We start from the raw sequence: 15701 nt of genomic DNA, 5'->3' as shown, positions 1-15701 counted from the left end.
TTAGTACACGATAAAACATTTTCGAACAATAGAGCACAATGGGGCGGATAGACGACGGCGACAGAAGATTAGGATGGGCATCAGGGAGCCGCCCTTGCCGCCGCCGGGCCCTTCCCGCAGCCATTCGCCCGCTCACCCCGTTCCGTTGCCAAAACCATAGGAAGGACGCCGCATGCTAGCCGCAGCCCGCCAGTCCGCCATTATTGCCGAAGTGCAGCGCGAGCGTATTGTCCGTGTCGCGGACCTCGCGCAGATGCTCGGTGTCTCGCTGATGACCGTCCGGCGCGACATCGACGCGCTGGACGCCGCCGGCGCGCTGGAGAAGATCCACGGCGGAGCGAAGCTGCCGGGCGGCGCGAGCACGCATGAGCCGGGTTTCGAGCTGAAGGCGACGCAGTTGCTTGAGGAGAAGGAGGCGATCGCGCACGAAGCGGCGGCCCAGGTGCGCGAGGGCATGGCGGTGGGCCTCAGCGCCGGCACCACTACCTGGGCGCTGGCCCGGCTGCTGTCCGCCGGGCCCCGGATCACCGTTGTCACCAATTCGATGCGGATTGCAGACGTCTTCCACCAGGGCTCCGCCCAGTCAGCGGTGATCCTCACCGGCGGTGAACGGACGCCGTCGGATGCCCTGGTGGGCCCGCTGGCCACCTCTGCGCTGAAGCAGCTGCACCTGGACGTGCTCTTCCTCGGCGTCCACGGCGTGGATCCCGACGCCGGCTTCACCACGCCCAACGTGCTGGAAGCTGAGACGGACCGGGCCTTTGTGGCCGCAGCCCGCCGGGTGGTGGTGCTGGCGGACCACACAAAGTGGGGAACCTTCGGCATCAGCACCATCGCCGGCCTGGAGGAAGCCGACGAGCTCATCAGCGACGAGGGGCTGCCCGGTGAGGCCCGGCGGATCCTCAGCGAGCGGGTGGGCCGGCTGCGGCTCGCGCGGGCGGGCGCACCGGCGGGTGCACCGGCAGGTGCTCCGGCAGCCTCCACGAAGGCCTGACAGGTTCCGGCGGACGCGCCTAACCGATGATCGGACGTTCCTCGGGAAGCCGGAACAAACGGGGGTGGGACGAAAGGGCCAGCGCGGACGCCACTGTCACGGTTCCGATCCGGCCCGTGAACATCAACGCCATCAGCACCCATTGCGCGGCCGGTGGGAGGTGGAAGGTGATGCCCGTGCTCATCCCGACGGTGGCGAACGCGGAAATGGACTCGAACAGGACCTTTTCAAGGCCGTAATCGGTAAGCAGGAGCAGCAGCAGCGTGCCGCCGACCACAGCGGCGACGCCGAGCAGCGCCACGGACAGCGCCTGGCGTTGCGTCGAGGCACTGATGGAGCGGTGCGCGACGGTGACCTCGTCGCTGCCCCGGACCTCGTTCCAGATAGCGAACGCGAGCACCAGGAAGGTTGTGATCTTGATGCCGCCCGCAGTACCTGCACTGCCACCGCCGATGAACATCAGGATGTTGGTGACCATGAGCGTTTCCGGTGCTGCGGCCCCGTAGTCGAAGCTGTTGAATCCCGCGGTGCGGGGGAAGACGCCGCCGGCGAGGGACCCCAGGACCTTGCCGGTCAACGTCAGCGGCCCTAGCGTCTCGTGCCGGTTCCACTCGAACGCCCCCACCAGCGCAATGCCGGCCACCAGGAGAAGCAGGGTCCCCCAGATGGTGAGGCGAAGGTGCACGCTCCAGTTCCGCACGCGGATGCCGCCCCGGAAGAGCTGGATGATCACCGGAAAACCCAGTCCTCCTGCGATGATTGCTGCGCAGATCGGCACGATAATCCACGGGTCCTCCGCCAGGCCGATGAGGTTGTCGCTGTACAACGAGAAGCCCGCATTGTTGAAGGCCGATACCGCGTGGAACGTTCCGTGCCAGAGCGCCGCGGCCGGGTTGTGGTCGTAGGCGATCCAGAACCGGGCCGTCAAAAGCGCCGCGGTGGCGGCCTCGAAAAAGACCATGATCCTGGCGACGCGGAACAGCACGGACCGCACGTCGCCCAGGTTCAGGGTGTGGGTCTCGGACTGGACGACGAGCTGGCCGCGGAGGCCGATGCTCTTGCGTACGAGCAGCGCAAGGAGTGTGGCGAGGGTCATGATTCCGAACCCGCCCGCCTGGATGAGCAGCAGGATGACGCCCTGACCGAAGGGGGTCCAAAACGTGGCCGTGTCCACCGTAATCAGGCCGGTGACACAGACGGCCGAAACGGAGGTGAAAAGCGCGGGCATCAGGACATCCCCGCCGCCGCCGGCCCGGGCAATGGGAAGCATCAGCAGCCCCGCCCCGACGACGATCACGGCGAGGAAGGCCAGCGGCACGGAACGCACAGGGTGATACAGGGCGCGCCTCATGGCGCTCTCCGGGCGGGCCGCGGGAGGCTCGCCCTGCCGCGGCCGCCCCTTCCCCGGTGACACCTTCGGCTGAGGAACCTTCTTCGGCGAATCTGTCAGCACCGACCTGGCGGCGGGCATCCGGCCGCGGAGTCTAGCGCCGTTCCCGGACGACACCGTGCTCCTTTCGACGTTCACCCGACATGGATGCCGGGCCGCCACTCCGGGTTCGGCTCGTTCTCCCGGATGATTTCGCGGACCACCGGTGCAGTGTCCCCGCGGCCGAGCAGCAAGTAACGCATCAGGTGCGCCAGGGGATTGCCTTCGGACCATTCAAAGTAGGCGTGCGGGCGCACGCCGGTGGCATTCCGCAGGGCGAGGAGGATGGCGGCGATGGCGTTCGGGGCGGCGGGGCTCTCCGCACGGAGGATGCGGTGCCCGCCGACCTCGACACCTTTGACTTCGAGGGTGTCGCTGAAACCGGAGGGATCGGTGACATCGATTTCCAGGAACATGACGTCCGCCGTGCCCGGAACCGGATTGGTTTCCCGCTGGCTGCTTTCCTTGCCCGCATATTCCGCAACGTCCCTGGCCTGCGGGCGGTTGGCGATGAGGTTGATACGGCCGTCATACTCGAGCGTGTCCGTGATGAAGCGCCGGGCGTTGTCATCGAACTCGATCCTGTCGACCCGCAGTTCGGTGGTCCGGCTGACCCGCGAGACGAGGGAGATAACCACGATTCCCAGGATGAAGAAGCCGGAGATTGCGATGCCCTCAGGCTTTTCAATGACGTTCTCGGCGAGGGCATAGAGCAGCACCGCGGTCAGGACGGCGAATCCGACGGCGGCCCCGCGCTTTTTCCGGCGGGCGGCCGAGATGGTGACGGCGATGGCACCGGAGACCATCATGAACAGGATGCCGGTGGCATAGGCTCCGGCCTGGGCATTGACGTCGGCTTTGAAGCCGACCGTGATGAGGATGCTGATGGCGGTGTAAACGAGGACCACCGGGCGGATTGCGCGGGACCACTCCGGGGCCATGCCGTAGGAAGGCAGGTACCGGGGAACAATGTTGATTAGCCCGGCCATCGCGGAGGCGCCGGCGAACCAGAGAATCAGGATGCTGCTCACGTCGTACACCGAGCCGAAGCCGTTACCCAAGCGCTCATGGGCCAGGTAGGCCAGGGCCCGTCCGTTGGCCGGGCCGCCCTCGTGGAACGCGTCGGCAGGAATCAGCACCGTGGTGACGAAGCTGCTGCCGAGCAGGTAGACGCTCATGATCAGCGCGGCCGTGGTGAGGAGCTTGCGGGTGTTCCTGGTCCGGGATTCAAGCCGCTCCTCCGGCGTGGCACCCTTGGCTGCGACGAGGGGCATCATGCTGACACCGGTTTCGAATCCGGACAGGCCGAGGACCAGCAGGGGGAACGCCATCAGTGCCGGCCCGAAAATGCCGCCGAAGCCGCCTCCGGATGAGGTAAGGGATGCCGTCCAGGTGGATAGAGCCCCCGGCGTGCTGAAGACGTCGACAATGCCTACGCCGATGATGACGGCGTTCAACAGGAGGAACACGGCCACCAGCGGAATCGCGACGGCGACGGCCTCGGTGAAGCCGAGCAGGAAAACGCCGCCAAGGATCAGCAGGAGCACCACCGTGATGGCCACGGCCTGGCCTTCCAGGAATGGCGGCAGGTAGGGGTTTTCCAGCAGGTGGACGGTGGCGTCCGCCCCGGACAAGGTGATGGTGATGATCCAGGACGTGGCGACGAAGCCGAGCAGGACCAGGACAAAGACCTTCCCGCGCCAGAACGGCAGCAGGTTTTCCAGCATCGCGACTGATCCCTGCCCGTGAGGGCTTTCCTTCGCCACCCGCCGGTACATCGGCAGCATGCCCAGCAGGGTAAGTAACACGATGAGCAGGGTCGCGAGCGGGGAAAGCGCCCCGGCGGCGAGCGCGGCGATGCCGGGCAGGTAGGACAGCGTGGAAAAGTAGTCCACCCCTGTCAGGCACATGACCTTCCACCAGCTCTGCTGGTGCGCGGTGTCTTCGGCCGCTTCCGGGCCCACCGGCGGGTGCACCCGATGTTCCAGAAGCCACCTAACCAGCGAGTTGCCGGGTTCAACGGGGCGTTCCGGGGTTGGAACGCTGGCTGGGATCGAGAATTGGGCAGATGCGGTCAACGACGTGTCTTTCTGTACTGCAGGAAGCGGGCCCAGGGCGATCCCACTCCCCGGCGCGGACCTTGGCGGCCGCGGGTTACGCGGGCCTTCAGGAACCGAGCGCTCAGGAATCTAACCAACGGAGCCTAGCCGAGTCCCGGCGCTGCCACCCCGGCAATCCGGGGATCTTAACGCTTTCTTAACGCCGTTCATTGTCGGTGCTGGCGCACCTGCCGGCCCGGCAGCCCGCCGCCAGGCCGTGTCACTCCTGGAAGCGGTAACCCAGCCCGGTCTCAGTCAGCAGATGGCGGGGATTGGACGGGTCCGGCTCGAGTTTCCTCCTCAGCTGGGCGAGGTAGACGCGCAGATAGGCGGTTTCACCGGCGTAGGCCGGGCCCCAGACGTGGGTGAGCAGCTGCTCATGCGTTACCAGAGCCCCGCTGTTCCTGGCCAGCAGTTCCAGGATGTTCCATTCGGTTGGCGTGAGCCGTACGGCGGCACCGTGCTGCGTGACCCGCCTCGCGGCCAGGTCCACCACAAAATCGGCGGTTTCCACCACCGGCGCATCCCCCGAGGTCCCGCGGCGCAGTGCGGCCCGGAGTCTCGCCAGCAGCTCGTCCATTCCGAACGGCTTGGTGACGTAGTCATCTGCACCGGCGTCCAGCGCTTGGATCTTGTCCTCCGAGCCGTGCCGGGCGGAAAGGACAACCACCGGAACGCCGCTCCAGCGGCGCAGCCGGCGGATGACCTCGACGCCGTCCAGGTCCGGCAGCCCCAGGTCGAGGATGACGACGTCCACCGGGTGGCGGGTGGCCTGCTCAAGTGCTTCCTGGCCGGTGAACGCTGTAACCGTGGAGTAACCCCGGGCGTTGAGGTTGATCTGCAGGGCGCGAAGGATCTGGACTTCGTCATCGACGATCAGCACTGCCGGCATGGTGTCCTTTCTGGCTGGTGATGGGCCCCGCCCCGGTGGAAAGCGGCAGGCGGATCACCATGGTGAGGCCGCCGCCTGGCGTCGGCTCGGCCAGCAAGGCCCCGCCCATGGCCTCGGTGAAGCCTTTGGCCACGGCCAGTCCTAATCCGATGCCGGTCCCGGGCGTTGTGTCGTCGGCGCGTTGGAACGGACGGAACATGTCGAGCACTTCATCCGCGGGGATGCCGCGGCCGTGGTCGACCACGCGCAGCTCGCTGGCGGGGACACCACCGATCTGTGAGCTGCCGGAACCGCCCACCGCTCCGGCAATCACGACGTCGGAGTCCGGCGCGTATTTCAGGGCGTTCTCCACGAGGTTGGCGACCACCCGCTCAAGCATTCCGGGATCCGCATCAACCGGAGGCATGTTGTCAGGCAGAAGCAGGCGGATCCGTTGCGATACGGTTCCGCGGAGCGCTTCCGAGATGACGTCCGCCCAGTAAACCGGAGCGATGAGGGGCGCGACGGAGTCTGCGGTGATCCGTGACATGTCCAGGAGGTTGCTGACCAGCCGGTCCAGCCGGTCTGCCCCCGACTCGATCGTGGCAAGCAGTTCCTGCTGTTCCGCCGCCGTGAACGAAACGCTGCCGTCCCGGAGGCTGCTGGCGGCCAGTTTGATGCCGGCCAGCGGCGTCCGCAGGTCATGCGATACAGCCCGGAGAATGGAGGTGCGCATCTTGTTGCCTTCAGCCAGGCGGAGGTTTTCCCTTTGGCTGGCGGTCAGCTCCTCGCGCTGCAGCATGGCCAGCAGATGGGACCCGAAGGCACTGAGCAGGCGTCTTTGGTCCTGGCCGAGCTCCCGTCCCGCCAGGACCAGAACCCGCTTCTCGTCCAGTTGTTCGACGACGTCGTCCTCCGACATCTCCGTAGGCCCGGTGGCGCCCGAGTATTCCCGGAGCTGCCAGCGGGAGGTTCCGGGATGCGTTTCCTGCCGGATCCAAAGGCCCGCCCCTGCCACCTGGAAGTACTCCCGGACCTGCTCCAGGACTGCCGGGACGCTGTTGCCTTCAGCGACCGCGCGGCGGCTCAGCTCACCCAGGATGGACGCTTCGGCACCGGCGCGCCGGGCTTCCTTGCTGCGCCTGGCGGACCGGTCCACCACGAGGGACACGGACACGGCTACCAGCAGGAAAACCAGAAGCGCAAGCACGTTCTCCGGGTCGATCACCGAAAGGGTGCCGACGGGCCTGACGCTGACGTAATTGACGATCAGCCCTGCCAACACCGCCGCCAGGACGGCGGGCCACAGTCCCCCGGCAAGGGCGGCCGCCAGGATTCCGGTGAGCTGAATCAACATGTCCGTGGAAAGGTGCCGGTTCGGCACCAGGCCCAGAACGAGCTGCAGCACCACCGGCAGGCCGAGCGCCAGCGCGAATCCAGTCAACTCCCGGCGTCGGCCCAGCCGCGACGTCGTGCGGCCGGCCCCCGGACTTTCCGGGGAAGCCTCCCGGGGAACGACGTGCACATCGGGACCGTCCGCGGCGCGCAGGACGCCGGCCACGGTCCCGCGCCGGAAGGGTGTCCGCGCCCGTCGCCGGGGCGTTCCCAGGACAATCTGGGTGGCGTTGATATTGCGGGCGACTTCCAGCAGGGCGACGGCGGTGTCCTCCCCGCCGACCGAATGGAAAACGCCGCCGGCCTCGACGGTGAGCTTCCGCTGCAGCTCGAGTTCCTTGCCGGCACTCAGCTCGCTCCCCGCGCTGATGGTGCGGACATGGACCGCATGCAGCTCTCCGCCCGCAGCGTTCGAAAGCATCCTGGCGGCGCGACGCAGAAGGGCCTGCCCCTCCGGCAGCCCGCTCAAACCGACGACGATCCGTTCGCGGGCCGGCCAGCTGTCCCTGATGGTTTTCAAGGCCGCATCCCCGGCCAGACCTACATCGATCCCCTCTGCCAGCCACAGCAGGGCGAGCTCCCGCAACGCTGCGAGCGGCCCGGTCCGGAACTCGCCGACCAGGGCCGCGTCTGCATCCTGGGGGCGGGGATAAATCTTGCCTTCGCCCAGGCGCTCGCGTAGCAGCTCAGGGGAAGCGTCCACCAATTCAATCTGGTCGGCTGCCCGCACTGCCGAGTCGGGCACGGTCTCCGCCGCGGGTATGCCGGTGATGCCTTGGACGACGTCGGAGAGGGACTGCAGCGCGCGGATGTCCAGCGTGGAAATCACGTCGATTCCGGCGTCCAGGAGGACGGCGACGTCCTTCCAGCGGCCGGTACCCCCGGGGCCGGAGCCCCGGCTGCTGGCGTAATCGTCGACCAGGACCACCCCCGGGTTCCGTTCCAGGACGGCGGCCACCTCCAGCTCGGTTGCGTCCGCTGGTCCGCCCGGCAGAAGAGGGCAAAGCTCCAGGCCCTGCAGGAGCGCCGCGGTTTCGGCGCGGCCGCGGACGGACACCGCGCCGACGACCACGTCCGATCCCTGCAGCTGGAGCCGGTGCCCCTCTTCCAGCATGGCAAAGGTCTTCCCGGCCCCGGGTGCAGCTCCCAGGAATATTCGCAGATTGCCTCGTGCCATGGTTCTATTCTTATCCCTCGGCGGCGCCGCCGGATTTGTTGCCCCGAATCGGTCCGATCTTCAGGCCCGGGGCCCTCTGGTGCAAAATTTGCGCATGACCAACTTCCTCGACAGTCTCCTGGACGTTCCGCCGCTCCTCGCCTACGTGCTCGTGGCCTGTCTGGTCTTCGGGGAGGACGCGTTATTCGTCGGGTTCGTCCTGCCAGGAGAGACGGCTGCCGTGTTGGGCGGAGTCATTGCCAGCCGCGGGAACGCGGACCTGTGGCTGATGCTGCTCCTGGTGGTCCTTTGCGCCATAGCTGGCGACTCTGTGGGTTACGAGGTCGGCAAACATACCGGTCCCCGGCTCCTTGACCTGCGGGTCTTCCGGAAGAAGCGCAGCAAGTTGGAGGCGGCGCAGGATCTGCTGCGCCGCAAAGGCGGGGCCGCGGTTTTCCTCGGCCGCTTCATGGCGTTTTTCCGGGCCGTCGTGCCTGCCTTGGCCGGGGCCGCACGCATGCCCTACCGCCGGTTTCTTGCTTTCAACGCCGCGGGAGGCATCGTGTGGGGTTCAGGGTTTGTCCTGCTGGGTTACCTGGCCGGCAATTCCTACGAGGCAGTCGCGCGCGCAGCGGGGCGCGATATCGCCGTCGTGATCGGAGTACTGGGCATCCTTGCCCTGATCATCTGGCGGTTCCGGAAGGCGCGCAGCAGGCGCCGGGCCGGGAGCCCCGGCCGCTAGGTGCCCGGCTTCCCGCGCCGCCCGGCCTTCATGCGCCACGAGTGGATCAGCAGCCAGACGGTCCAGGCCAGTATCAGGACAATGCCCGCAAGCGTGGGGACCGCGTTCGCGGCGGAGAAGCCCTGGGTGCCGAGAATCCACGATTGGACAAGGTAGGCGAGCCCGGACAATCCCATCAGACAGCCGATCAACCGCGGCACCCGCGCAGTCGCCACGACGACCGTACCGAACAGGACGAGGCCAACGCCCAGCAGGAAGCTCTGGTAACTCCGCAGGCCCCATTCGAGCCAGCGGACGTCCTCGGCGGCGGCGAACCGGATGGTTTTCTCCGGCTCGCCCGCAGCGGCCCAGGCGTCAACAGCGTGTTTAAGTGCCACCCCGTCCACAGCCTGCAGCGCGCCGTAGAGGGCCAACGCCGCCAGCACCGCGGCTGCGCCAAAGCGGGCAGCCCAGGCCATGGCGCCCTCCCGGATGTTGAGCGCGAACCACAAGGCCAGCAGCCCCGCAATGAGCAAGGCCATGCCGACGAACTGGGCCAGGTGGACCCCGATCCAGAGGTCGCTGCGGGCGTAGCCGGCGAAGGCCGCGGCATGGTCGTTGGCCGGAGCTGAGTCCGGGTGGAACAGCCCCGCCAGCAGGGAAACCACGACGCCCGCCACGAGGAGCCCTGCAGACAGCCTCAGGGCGGGACCATCCGCTGCATGCTGCGCCGGAGCGGCCACAAGCGCCTTCCCCGGCGCCCCGCCGTCGTCCGCCGGGCCGTTGGTCATGGCCGCTACCCTTTCCCCACGACGTTCCGAATGGCCTCAACAGCATCGATGGCCTGCCAGACGTCGCCCATCCCGTTGTACAGGTGCGGCGAGATCCGCACCCGTTTGTCGCCTGTCCAGGCAAGGATCTCGCGGGTTTCCAGTCCCCGCCGCCAGCGGGCCTCGTCCTCCACCTCGAACGCGACGATCCCCAGGCGCTTCCGGGGGTCAGACGGCGTGAGCATGCGCATGCCGAGGGCCTCGAGTTCCGTCCACAGCACGTCGGTGAGCGCCCGGACGTGGCGCTCTATGCCGTCGATGCCGGCGCTCCGCAGGTAGTCGATGCCGTTTCCGAGGATCTGCACACACAGTGCCGCGGGATTGCCGAGTTCGAAGCGCCGGCCGTCCCTTGCCCGCGTCAGGGAAGTGTCGCGGACGTCGGCGTCCACCCACGCGGCGGAGGTCCAGCCGGTTTCCCGCGGCTGCCAGTCGGGTTGCCGCGCCGTGTTGCAGTAGGCAATTCCGGCGCCGTGCGTGCCCAGCACCCATTTGTAGCCGCACGCGAAAGCGAAGTCGGTCAGCGATATGTCGAAGTTGCCCACGCCCAGGGCCTGGGACATGTCCACTATCAGGAGTGCCCCGCAGGAATCGGCGATGTCCCGGTATTCGGCGAGGTCGATCAGCTCGCCGGTGTAGTAGGAGACGAGGCTGGTGGCAAGCACCCGGGTGCGGGAGTCCACCGTGTCCCGGAACCGGCGGGCATCCATCAGGCGGTCAGGGCTCCGCACGAGCCGGACCTCAAGCTCCGTTCCGGTAAGCCAGGGATACATGACCGAGGGGTATTCCCACTGCGGCATCACCACGTTTCCGCCCGGGAGGTCCACGCTGCGGGCCACCATGTTCATGGCCTGAGCCACGTTCTGGGGGAATCCGAGCTCCGACGCCTGGCACCCAAGAAGTGCGGCCAGGGACTCGGCCGTCCGGAACACCTTGGCGTAAATGCGTTCCCGGCCCGCCATTCCCAGGCCTTTGTCGTACATGAAGTCGCTGAACAGGACGGCCTGGGAGGCGAGCATCGGGGTCTCCCCTGCCGCCGCCAGGTGGCACAGCCCGGGAAGGCCGACGAAGTCCCCGGGGCTGACCAGGGGCGTGAGTCCGGGCTCGCGGTCAGTTTCGTTCTCGGACATGCTGCCGCACCTCCTCTGGAGCACCGGCCACTGGATCGCCGGGAGTGGAGCGCCAGCGCCGCCCGCGGTAATGGGTCCGCCGACGCTTCCATGCTCGCGCCCGCCCCGGCGGGGCACAAGGGGCCCAAGGCCCCGCCGCGGACGCGGAACGACGACGGCGGGAGGTTCCCGCCGTCGTCGTTCGCTGCCCGCCGGACCGGACAGCCGGCTAGAGACCCGGGGTCAGGTGAGGGAGGGCTGGGCCAGCAGGGCATCGATCTGCCCGGCGGCCTCCTTCATGCCCTCTTCCATGCCCATCTCGACCATCTGGTTGAGCTGTTCTTCGGACTCGAACGTGGACAGGATGGTCATCCTGGTGCGGTCTCCGATCGCCTCGAGCGTGACCGTGGCATGGGTGGTGCCCATCGCCTCGACCGGAGCGCCGTCGTCGTCGGCGAATCCGTCGTCAAACTCGAGGTGGCTCGGTGCCTGCACTGCGGTGATGCGCCACCAGCCGCGGGCCTTTTCTCCGTCCGGCCCGGTCATGAAGTAGCTGGCCTCCCCGCCGGGGGTGAGTTCGTGCTTTTCGAAGGTGGCCGGCCACGACGGCGGGCCCCACCAGCGTTCGAGCTGGCGCGGGTCTTCCCAGACCTGCCAGACGCGTTCGACGCCGGCGTCGAACTCGGCAATGAGCGTGAAGCTGAGCGCCTCGGGATTCTTGGTGGAACTGATAACCGTCACTGCACAACCCTTCCTGTTCTTTAGCGAGGTTCTTCGGTGAGGATGTCTGCGATCCGCCCGGCACGCTGCCGCCAGATCGCGTCGTACTCGTCGAGCAAGCGGCGGGCTCTCTGTAGGCCTTCGGAACTGCCCCGCACGATTTGCTCCCTTCCGCGCTTCTCCTTGGTGACCAGCGAAGCGCGCTCCAGGCACCGCCACGTGCTTTTGAACGGCGGCAAAGCTCATGGCGTAGAGTGCAGCCAGGCCGGTCACCGAGTACTCCGCCACCGCCACCCGGCGCACGATGTCGCGGCGGGTGGGATCGGCGAACGCCCGGAAGAGGCGGTCAGTGCCGGCATCGCTTTCCTGATCTACAACCATTTGGTTGTAGGTTAGGCGCAGGGCCGTGGAGTGTCAATAGGCTGCCGCTGGTGCCTCCCGGTTCCGGGTACGCACACTTCGGACTACACTCCTCGATCAAGGAGTGGAGTATCTCCAGAACGGGGGCGGCTCAGTGCTCGGATCCGACGACGGCCGTCCGGTGGTGCTGGTATTGCGGGCTCTGAAGCTCGGCGACCTGCTTGTGGCTGTACCGGCCCTGCATGCCCTGCGCCGGGCCTACCCCCAGCATCGGCTTCTCTATGCCGCCCAGGACTGGCTTCGCGAGGCACTTACCCTGGTGGGCGGTTACGAACTGCTGCCGACCCACGGGCTGGACGTTCCGTTGGCGCTGCCGGCGGGCCAGGTGGACGTCGCGGTGAACCTGCACGGGCGCGGACCGGAGAGCGACTCGCGGCTCGAAGCCCTTCGGCCCCGCCGGGTCATCGGGCACGGCTCCGACCACCGGCCCGGCCCGCCCTGGGACGACGACGTCCACGAGCGCCAGCGGTGGGCGCGGCTGCTGCAATGGCACGGCATCGAGGCCGACTCCGGTGATTTCAGGCTGAATCCGCCCGCCGCCCGGACGGACTGGCCGTCCGCGACCGTGGTCCACCCCGGAGCCGCGTACGGAAGCCGCCTGTGGCCCGAGGAGCGCTTCGCCCAGGTGGCATCCGCCCTGGTGCTGGCCGGGCACGAGGTGGTCTTCACGGGGAGCGCGGGAGAACGGCCGCGAGCTGTGCGGATTGCCGCCCTGGCGGGCCTCGGCGAGGAATCCGTCCTGGCCGGACGGCAGTCCCTTAGCGCGTTCGCGGCTCTCATCGCCGATTCCCGGCTGGTTGTCTCCGCCGACACCGGTGCGGCGCACCTGGCAACGGCGTACCGGCGTCCCTCCGTGGTGCTCTTCGGCCCGGCCTCGCCTGATCATTGGGGTCCGCCGCCCGGACCCCATGCCGTGCTGACGAAGGCGGAACTGCGGCGCGGAGACACCTTCGCCGCAGAACCTGACCCCGCCCTTCTCGGCGTCGAGGTCCACGAGGTGCTGGCGGCGGTCCGCGGCCTTGGCCTGCTGTGAGGATGCCGGCGACACGGCTCGCACGGGCGGTCCTGGACCGGGCCGCGCTTTGCTTCTGTGCCGGGGCATGACGTGATTCGGGACGTCGTTGTGGGTAGGGAGTGAAGTACAGGCGGCGGCATGGCCGGCGCCGTGGAGCGGCCGGCGCGGGCGTGCCCGGGTACGGCACCAGGAGACGGGAATCAGATGATGGACGAGACCACCGCGGAGTTCAGCGGCGCCGAAGTAGTTGGCTGGGGCGTGGGGCCGGTCCTGGAGAAACTCCCGGACATCGCCAAGATTGCAGTGCTCCGGGGCGGGGGACTTGGTGATCTCATGTTCGCCCTCCCCGCGGTTGCCGCACTCAGGGCGGCCTATCCCCAGGCGTCGGTGACACTGCTGGGAACCCCGCTGCACCGGGAACTGCTCAACAGCACCGACGGTCCGGTACAGGACGTACGCGTTTTGCCGTTTGCCGAGGGGGTGCGGCCGGGCCCTGAGGATCCGGCCGACGTCGAACGCTTCATCAGCGCCATGGTCTCGGAAAAGTTTGACCTGGCCATCCAGCTGCACGGCGGCGGCCGCTTCTCCAATCCGTTCCTGCTCCGGCTGGGGGCCCGTTACTCGGCAGGGCTCCGGACCGCCGACGCCGCGGACCTGGACCGTTCCGTTCCCTACGTTTACTACCAGCACGAGCCGTTGCGCGCCCTTGAAGTGGCGGGGCTGGTCGGCGCTCCCCCCGTGGCGCTGGAAGCCGAGCTTAGGCCGTTGCCGGAGTTTGAGGCGCAGGCTGAGATGCTTGCCGGACCAGGGAAGTCCCCGATTGTTGCCATTCACCCGGGCGCATCGGACCCCCGCCGGAGGTGGCCGGCGGAGCTGTTCGGGAAGGTGGCGGCTGCTTGCGTGGCGGACGGATGCAGGGTGATCGTGGTGGGGGCCGCTGAGGACAAGGATCTGGCGTCCCAAGTTGTCGATGCCGCCTGCTCGCGCGAGGTCACGTCGCTGGCCGGGCAGCTCGACCTTGGAACCCTGGCCGCTTTGCTCACGCGGTGCAGCGTGCTGCTGGGCAACGACAGCGGGCCAAGGCACCTTGCCCAGGCGCTCGGCACCCCGACGGTGGGCCTTTACTGGGTGGGCAACCTGATCAACGCCGGTCCGCTGGGCCGAAGCCTGCACCGGGCCCATCTGGCCTGGACCACCCACTGCCCGGAGTGCGGGAGCGATCTGACCCAGGTTGGATACACGTCAGTCCGTTGTCCCCACGACCCGTCCCTGCTCGCCTCGATCCGCCCGGAGGACGTCCTGGCCGACATCCGGTTGTTCACGGCCTCCGGAAACTGACTTCCGCCGGGATCAGGGCTGCTTGTCCGGCCCGCCCTTGTCCGCTCCGCTGTCCGCTTCGCTGTCCAGGGCCGGGGCGTCCTCTTCCGGCTCGAAGCTGGATCCGCCGGGTGTCGAGGTGATCGAGACGCCGTCCGCCGATTTCGGTATTGTGCTTCCGGTCCCGACGGAACCGCTGTTGTTCGGATCCTGTTCCGCTGGAGCCGCGTTGTCCTTGTCCATGGACGTTCCTTCCCTCGTCGATGGCAGTGATCTTACGCCCGCGCGCGCCATCCTGGCGTGCCCGTTGGAACCCGAATGCGATTTACATGCTTGCGGCCCGGGGCTACATTAATGGTCCCGGTGGTGGACCCGTACTTGCCGGGCGGCGGAACAGAGATCCGGCCAGACAGCAGACCGGACACCAAACAGCAGACAGCGACGAGGCTGCACGGCGGTTGCAGCCGGCAAGGATGACACCATGAGCCCCACACCGAAGCAGCCAATCACCGACGACAGCATCAAGGTCCGCCAGGTCAGCCATTACCAGTTCAGCTGGATCGCCGGCGACGCGGCAGGACCCGGCACCTGGACACTGCAGCTCGTGCTGGACGAAGGCGCCTGGGAGGAAGTCCTGACCATCGATGCCGATGATGCGGACAACCTGCAGGATCTCCTGTCCGGTGCGGATACCGTCTTCTACGACGTGAGCCGCAAAACCCTGATGTTCGGCACCACTCCCGTAGGCCACTGAGCAGCCGCTGCGTCAGGGCTCAAGCCGACCTCTCGGGCGCGGGACGGGCACGGCCGGGAGTCCGGGGCTTGCTTCCCCGTGCTGGCGGAACCGCGGTGCTCCCCCGCGGGTCCAGCGTAGCCGGCCGGAATTCCCACGTGCTGAGAGGGACGGCCTGGCCTTCAGGCTGCGGAAGGTTGCCGGCAGCGCGCCGCAGGTACTCCAGCGCTTCCTCCACGCTGAATCCGTATTCGCGCACCAGCGTCCGTAACGCCATGGCCGCCAGGACCCGGGACAGCTGGGCCGAGGACAGTTCCTCTTCGTTCTTAGCCTGCCGTCCCGCCTGTTCCACCAGGCGCAGCGTCCAGGACGCGCGCCGCGCGAACCTGACGGCGGCGGTGATGTCCGTGCTCGTGAAGAGGTGGGGCAGGGGTGCATACATGTTAAACGCGGTCCGGAACACGTCGGCGGGAGACAGGGGCACGGACAAGGCGGACTGGATTCCAAGGTTTACGGCCGCAGCGGCATATCCGGGCCAGCGGCGCTCGCGCCTCATGTCCGTGATGAGCACGAACTCCCCCGCGCGGGCGGCGGCGCGGGACGGGCCGTCCTCAAACGCGGCCTGCAACTGGTCCACGGATTCGGAAGCCGGGCTGCCGGCCGCGAGCGTGGTGCTTCCTTCTTCCCGCAGGAGCGTGATGGCCCAGCTGATGCCTCTGCCCGGTGCTCCGAGATCGTTGACGAACTCACTGATCGCCTCATGCAGGAACACCCCGATGTCCTGGCTGTCGAAACGTGTCCCCCGGACGGCGGCGTCGGCCATCTGCGCGCTGTCTGCTGAGATTTCCTGGGTCACGTTTCACGCTCTTGATCAGAAACACGACGGCTCGCTGCT

14 protein-coding genes and 1 pseudogene are annotated in these 15701 nt (G+C 67.7%); 5 read left to right on the top strand and 10 right to left on the bottom strand.

Annotated features, from left to right (window positions below; all coding sequences use genetic code 11):
• The first annotated feature begins 172 nt into the window (after positions 1-172).
• A complete protein-coding gene (locus QFZ65_RS04235) occupies positions 173-994 on the top strand; it encodes a DeoR/GlpR family DNA-binding transcription regulator (protein WP_306908396.1) in 822 nt (273 codons plus the stop codon).
• Between the two features lie 19 nt (positions 995-1013).
• Here the strand turns inward: QFZ65_RS04235 and QFZ65_RS04230 are convergent, their stop codons facing one another.
• The 4 genes from QFZ65_RS04230 to QFZ65_RS04215 form a co-directional block, all read right to left on the bottom strand.
• Positions 1014-2345, bottom strand: a complete 1332-nt coding sequence (locus QFZ65_RS04230) for a TrkH family potassium uptake protein (protein WP_306908395.1) — start codon at positions 2343-2345, stop codon at positions 1014-1016.
• 173 nt (positions 2346-2518) lie between these two features.
• Positions 2519-4501, bottom strand: a complete 1983-nt coding sequence (locus QFZ65_RS04225) for an amino acid transporter (protein WP_373427562.1) — start codon at positions 4499-4501, stop codon at positions 2519-2521.
• Positions 4502-4742: 241 nt separating this feature from the next.
• On the bottom strand, positions 4743-5414 hold the full coding sequence (locus tag QFZ65_RS04220) for a response regulator (protein ID WP_306908393.1): 672 nt from the start codon (positions 5412-5414) through the stop codon (positions 4743-4745).
• On the bottom strand, positions 5389-7965 hold the full coding sequence (locus QFZ65_RS04215; protein ID WP_306908392.1) for a DUF4118 domain-containing protein: 2577 nt from the start codon (positions 7963-7965) through the stop codon (positions 5389-5391). The genes QFZ65_RS04220 and QFZ65_RS04215 overlap by 26 nt, the downstream gene beginning before the upstream one ends.
• Before the next feature lie 94 nt (positions 7966-8059).
• On the opposite strand from QFZ65_RS04215, the gene QFZ65_RS04210 reads away from it, so the two are divergent.
• Positions 8060-8686 carry a DedA family protein gene (locus QFZ65_RS04210; RefSeq protein WP_306908391.1) on the top strand — a complete coding sequence of 209 codons (627 nt, stop codon included), beginning with the start codon at positions 8060-8062 and terminating at the stop codon, positions 8684-8686.
• Here the strand turns inward: QFZ65_RS04210 and QFZ65_RS04205 are convergent.
• The 4 genes and pseudogenes from QFZ65_RS04205 to QFZ65_RS04190 all read right to left on the bottom strand — a co-directional run bounded on the left by QFZ65_RS04205 (position 8683) and on the right by QFZ65_RS04190 (position 11702).
• Entirely contained in the window at positions 8683-9456 is a 774-nt protein-coding gene (locus QFZ65_RS04205) for a DUF4386 family protein (RefSeq protein WP_306908390.1), read from the bottom strand. The two genes, QFZ65_RS04210 and QFZ65_RS04205, sit on opposite strands and share 4 nt — an antisense overlap.
• Before the next feature lie 5 nt (positions 9457-9461).
• Positions 9462-10622, bottom strand: a complete 1161-nt coding sequence (locus QFZ65_RS04200; protein WP_306908389.1) for an aminotransferase class V-fold PLP-dependent enzyme — start codon at positions 10620-10622, stop codon at positions 9462-9464.
• A 222-nt stretch (positions 10623-10844) separates the two neighbouring features.
• A complete protein-coding gene (locus QFZ65_RS04195) occupies positions 10845-11342 on the bottom strand; it encodes an SRPBCC domain-containing protein (RefSeq protein WP_306908388.1) in 498 nt (165 codons plus the stop codon).
• Positions 11343-11362: 20 nt separating this feature from the next.
• A pseudogene (locus QFZ65_RS04190) lies at positions 11363-11702 on the bottom strand (ArsR/SmtB family transcription factor).
• Between the two features lie 103 nt (positions 11703-11805).
• Here QFZ65_RS04190 and QFZ65_RS04185 point away from each other — a divergent pair.
• Positions 11806-12774 (top strand): glycosyltransferase family 9 protein, encoded by a 969-nt coding sequence (locus QFZ65_RS04185; RefSeq protein ID WP_306908387.1) that lies wholly within the window; start codon positions 11806-11808, stop codon positions 12772-12774.
• Positions 12775-12960: 186 nt separating this feature from the next.
• Positions 12961-14094 carry a glycosyltransferase family 9 protein gene (locus QFZ65_RS04180; protein WP_306908386.1) on the top strand — a complete coding sequence of 378 codons (1134 nt, stop codon included), beginning with the start codon at positions 12961-12963 and terminating at the stop codon, positions 14092-14094.
• A 12-nt stretch (positions 14095-14106) separates the two neighbouring features.
• Here QFZ65_RS04180 and QFZ65_RS04175 read toward each other — a convergent pair whose 3' ends face one another.
• Positions 14107-14316, bottom strand: a complete 210-nt coding sequence (locus QFZ65_RS04175) for a hypothetical protein (protein WP_306908385.1) — start codon at positions 14314-14316, stop codon at positions 14107-14109.
• A 238-nt stretch (positions 14317-14554) separates the two neighbouring features.
• Here QFZ65_RS04175 and QFZ65_RS04170 point away from each other — a divergent pair, with 238 nt between their 5' ends.
• Entirely contained in the window at positions 14555-14827 is a 273-nt protein-coding gene (locus QFZ65_RS04170; protein ID WP_306908384.1) for a hypothetical protein, read from the top strand.
• A gap of 19 nt (positions 14828-14846) precedes the next feature.
• Here the strand turns inward: QFZ65_RS04170 and QFZ65_RS04165 are convergent, their stop codons facing one another.
• Positions 14847-15662 (bottom strand): GAF domain-containing protein, encoded by an 816-nt coding sequence (locus tag QFZ65_RS04165; RefSeq protein WP_306908383.1) that lies wholly within the window; start codon positions 15660-15662, stop codon positions 14847-14849.
• Between the last annotated feature and the right edge of the window lie 39 nt (positions 15663-15701).

This window comes from Arthrobacter sp. B3I9, assembly GCF_030816935.1.
In the GTDB taxonomy this organism is placed as follows: domain Bacteria; phylum Actinomycetota; class Actinomycetes; order Actinomycetales; family Micrococcaceae; genus Arthrobacter.
Note: the sequence above shows the minus strand (reverse complement) of the source record. Positions and strands in the feature narration are given on the sequence as shown.

Coding starts and splice junctions, on each gene's coding strand:
- QFZ65_RS04235 (WP_306908396.1), top strand. CDS start 173: ATGCTAGCCGCAGCCCGCCAGTCCGCCATTATTGCCGAAGTGCAGCGC.
- QFZ65_RS04230 (WP_306908395.1), bottom strand. CDS start 2,345: ATGAGGCGCGCCCTGTATCACCCTGTGCGTTCCGTGCCGCTGGCCTTC.
- QFZ65_RS04220 (WP_306908393.1), bottom strand. CDS start 5,414: ATGCCGGCAGTGCTGATCGTCGATGACGAAGTCCAGATCCTTCGCGCC.
- QFZ65_RS04215 (WP_306908392.1), bottom strand. CDS start 7,965: ATGGCACGAGGCAATCTGCGAATATTCCTGGGAGCTGCACCCGGGGCC.
- QFZ65_RS04210 (WP_306908391.1), top strand. CDS start 8,060: ATGACCAACTTCCTCGACAGTCTCCTGGACGTTCCGCCGCTCCTCGCC.
- QFZ65_RS04205 (WP_306908390.1), bottom strand. CDS start 9,456: ATGACCAACGGCCCGGCGGACGACGGCGGGGCGCCGGGGAAGGCGCTT.
- QFZ65_RS04200 (WP_306908389.1), bottom strand. CDS start 10,622: ATGTCCGAGAACGAAACTGACCGCGAGCCCGGACTCACGCCCCTGGTC.
- QFZ65_RS04180 (WP_306908386.1), top strand. CDS start 12,961: ATGATGGACGAGACCACCGCGGAGTTCAGCGGCGCCGAAGTAGTTGGC.
- QFZ65_RS04175 (WP_306908385.1), bottom strand. CDS start 14,316: ATGGACAAGGACAACGCGGCTCCAGCGGAACAGGATCCGAACAACAGC.
- QFZ65_RS04170 (WP_306908384.1), top strand. CDS start 14,555: ATGAGCCCCACACCGAAGCAGCCAATCACCGACGACAGCATCAAGGTC.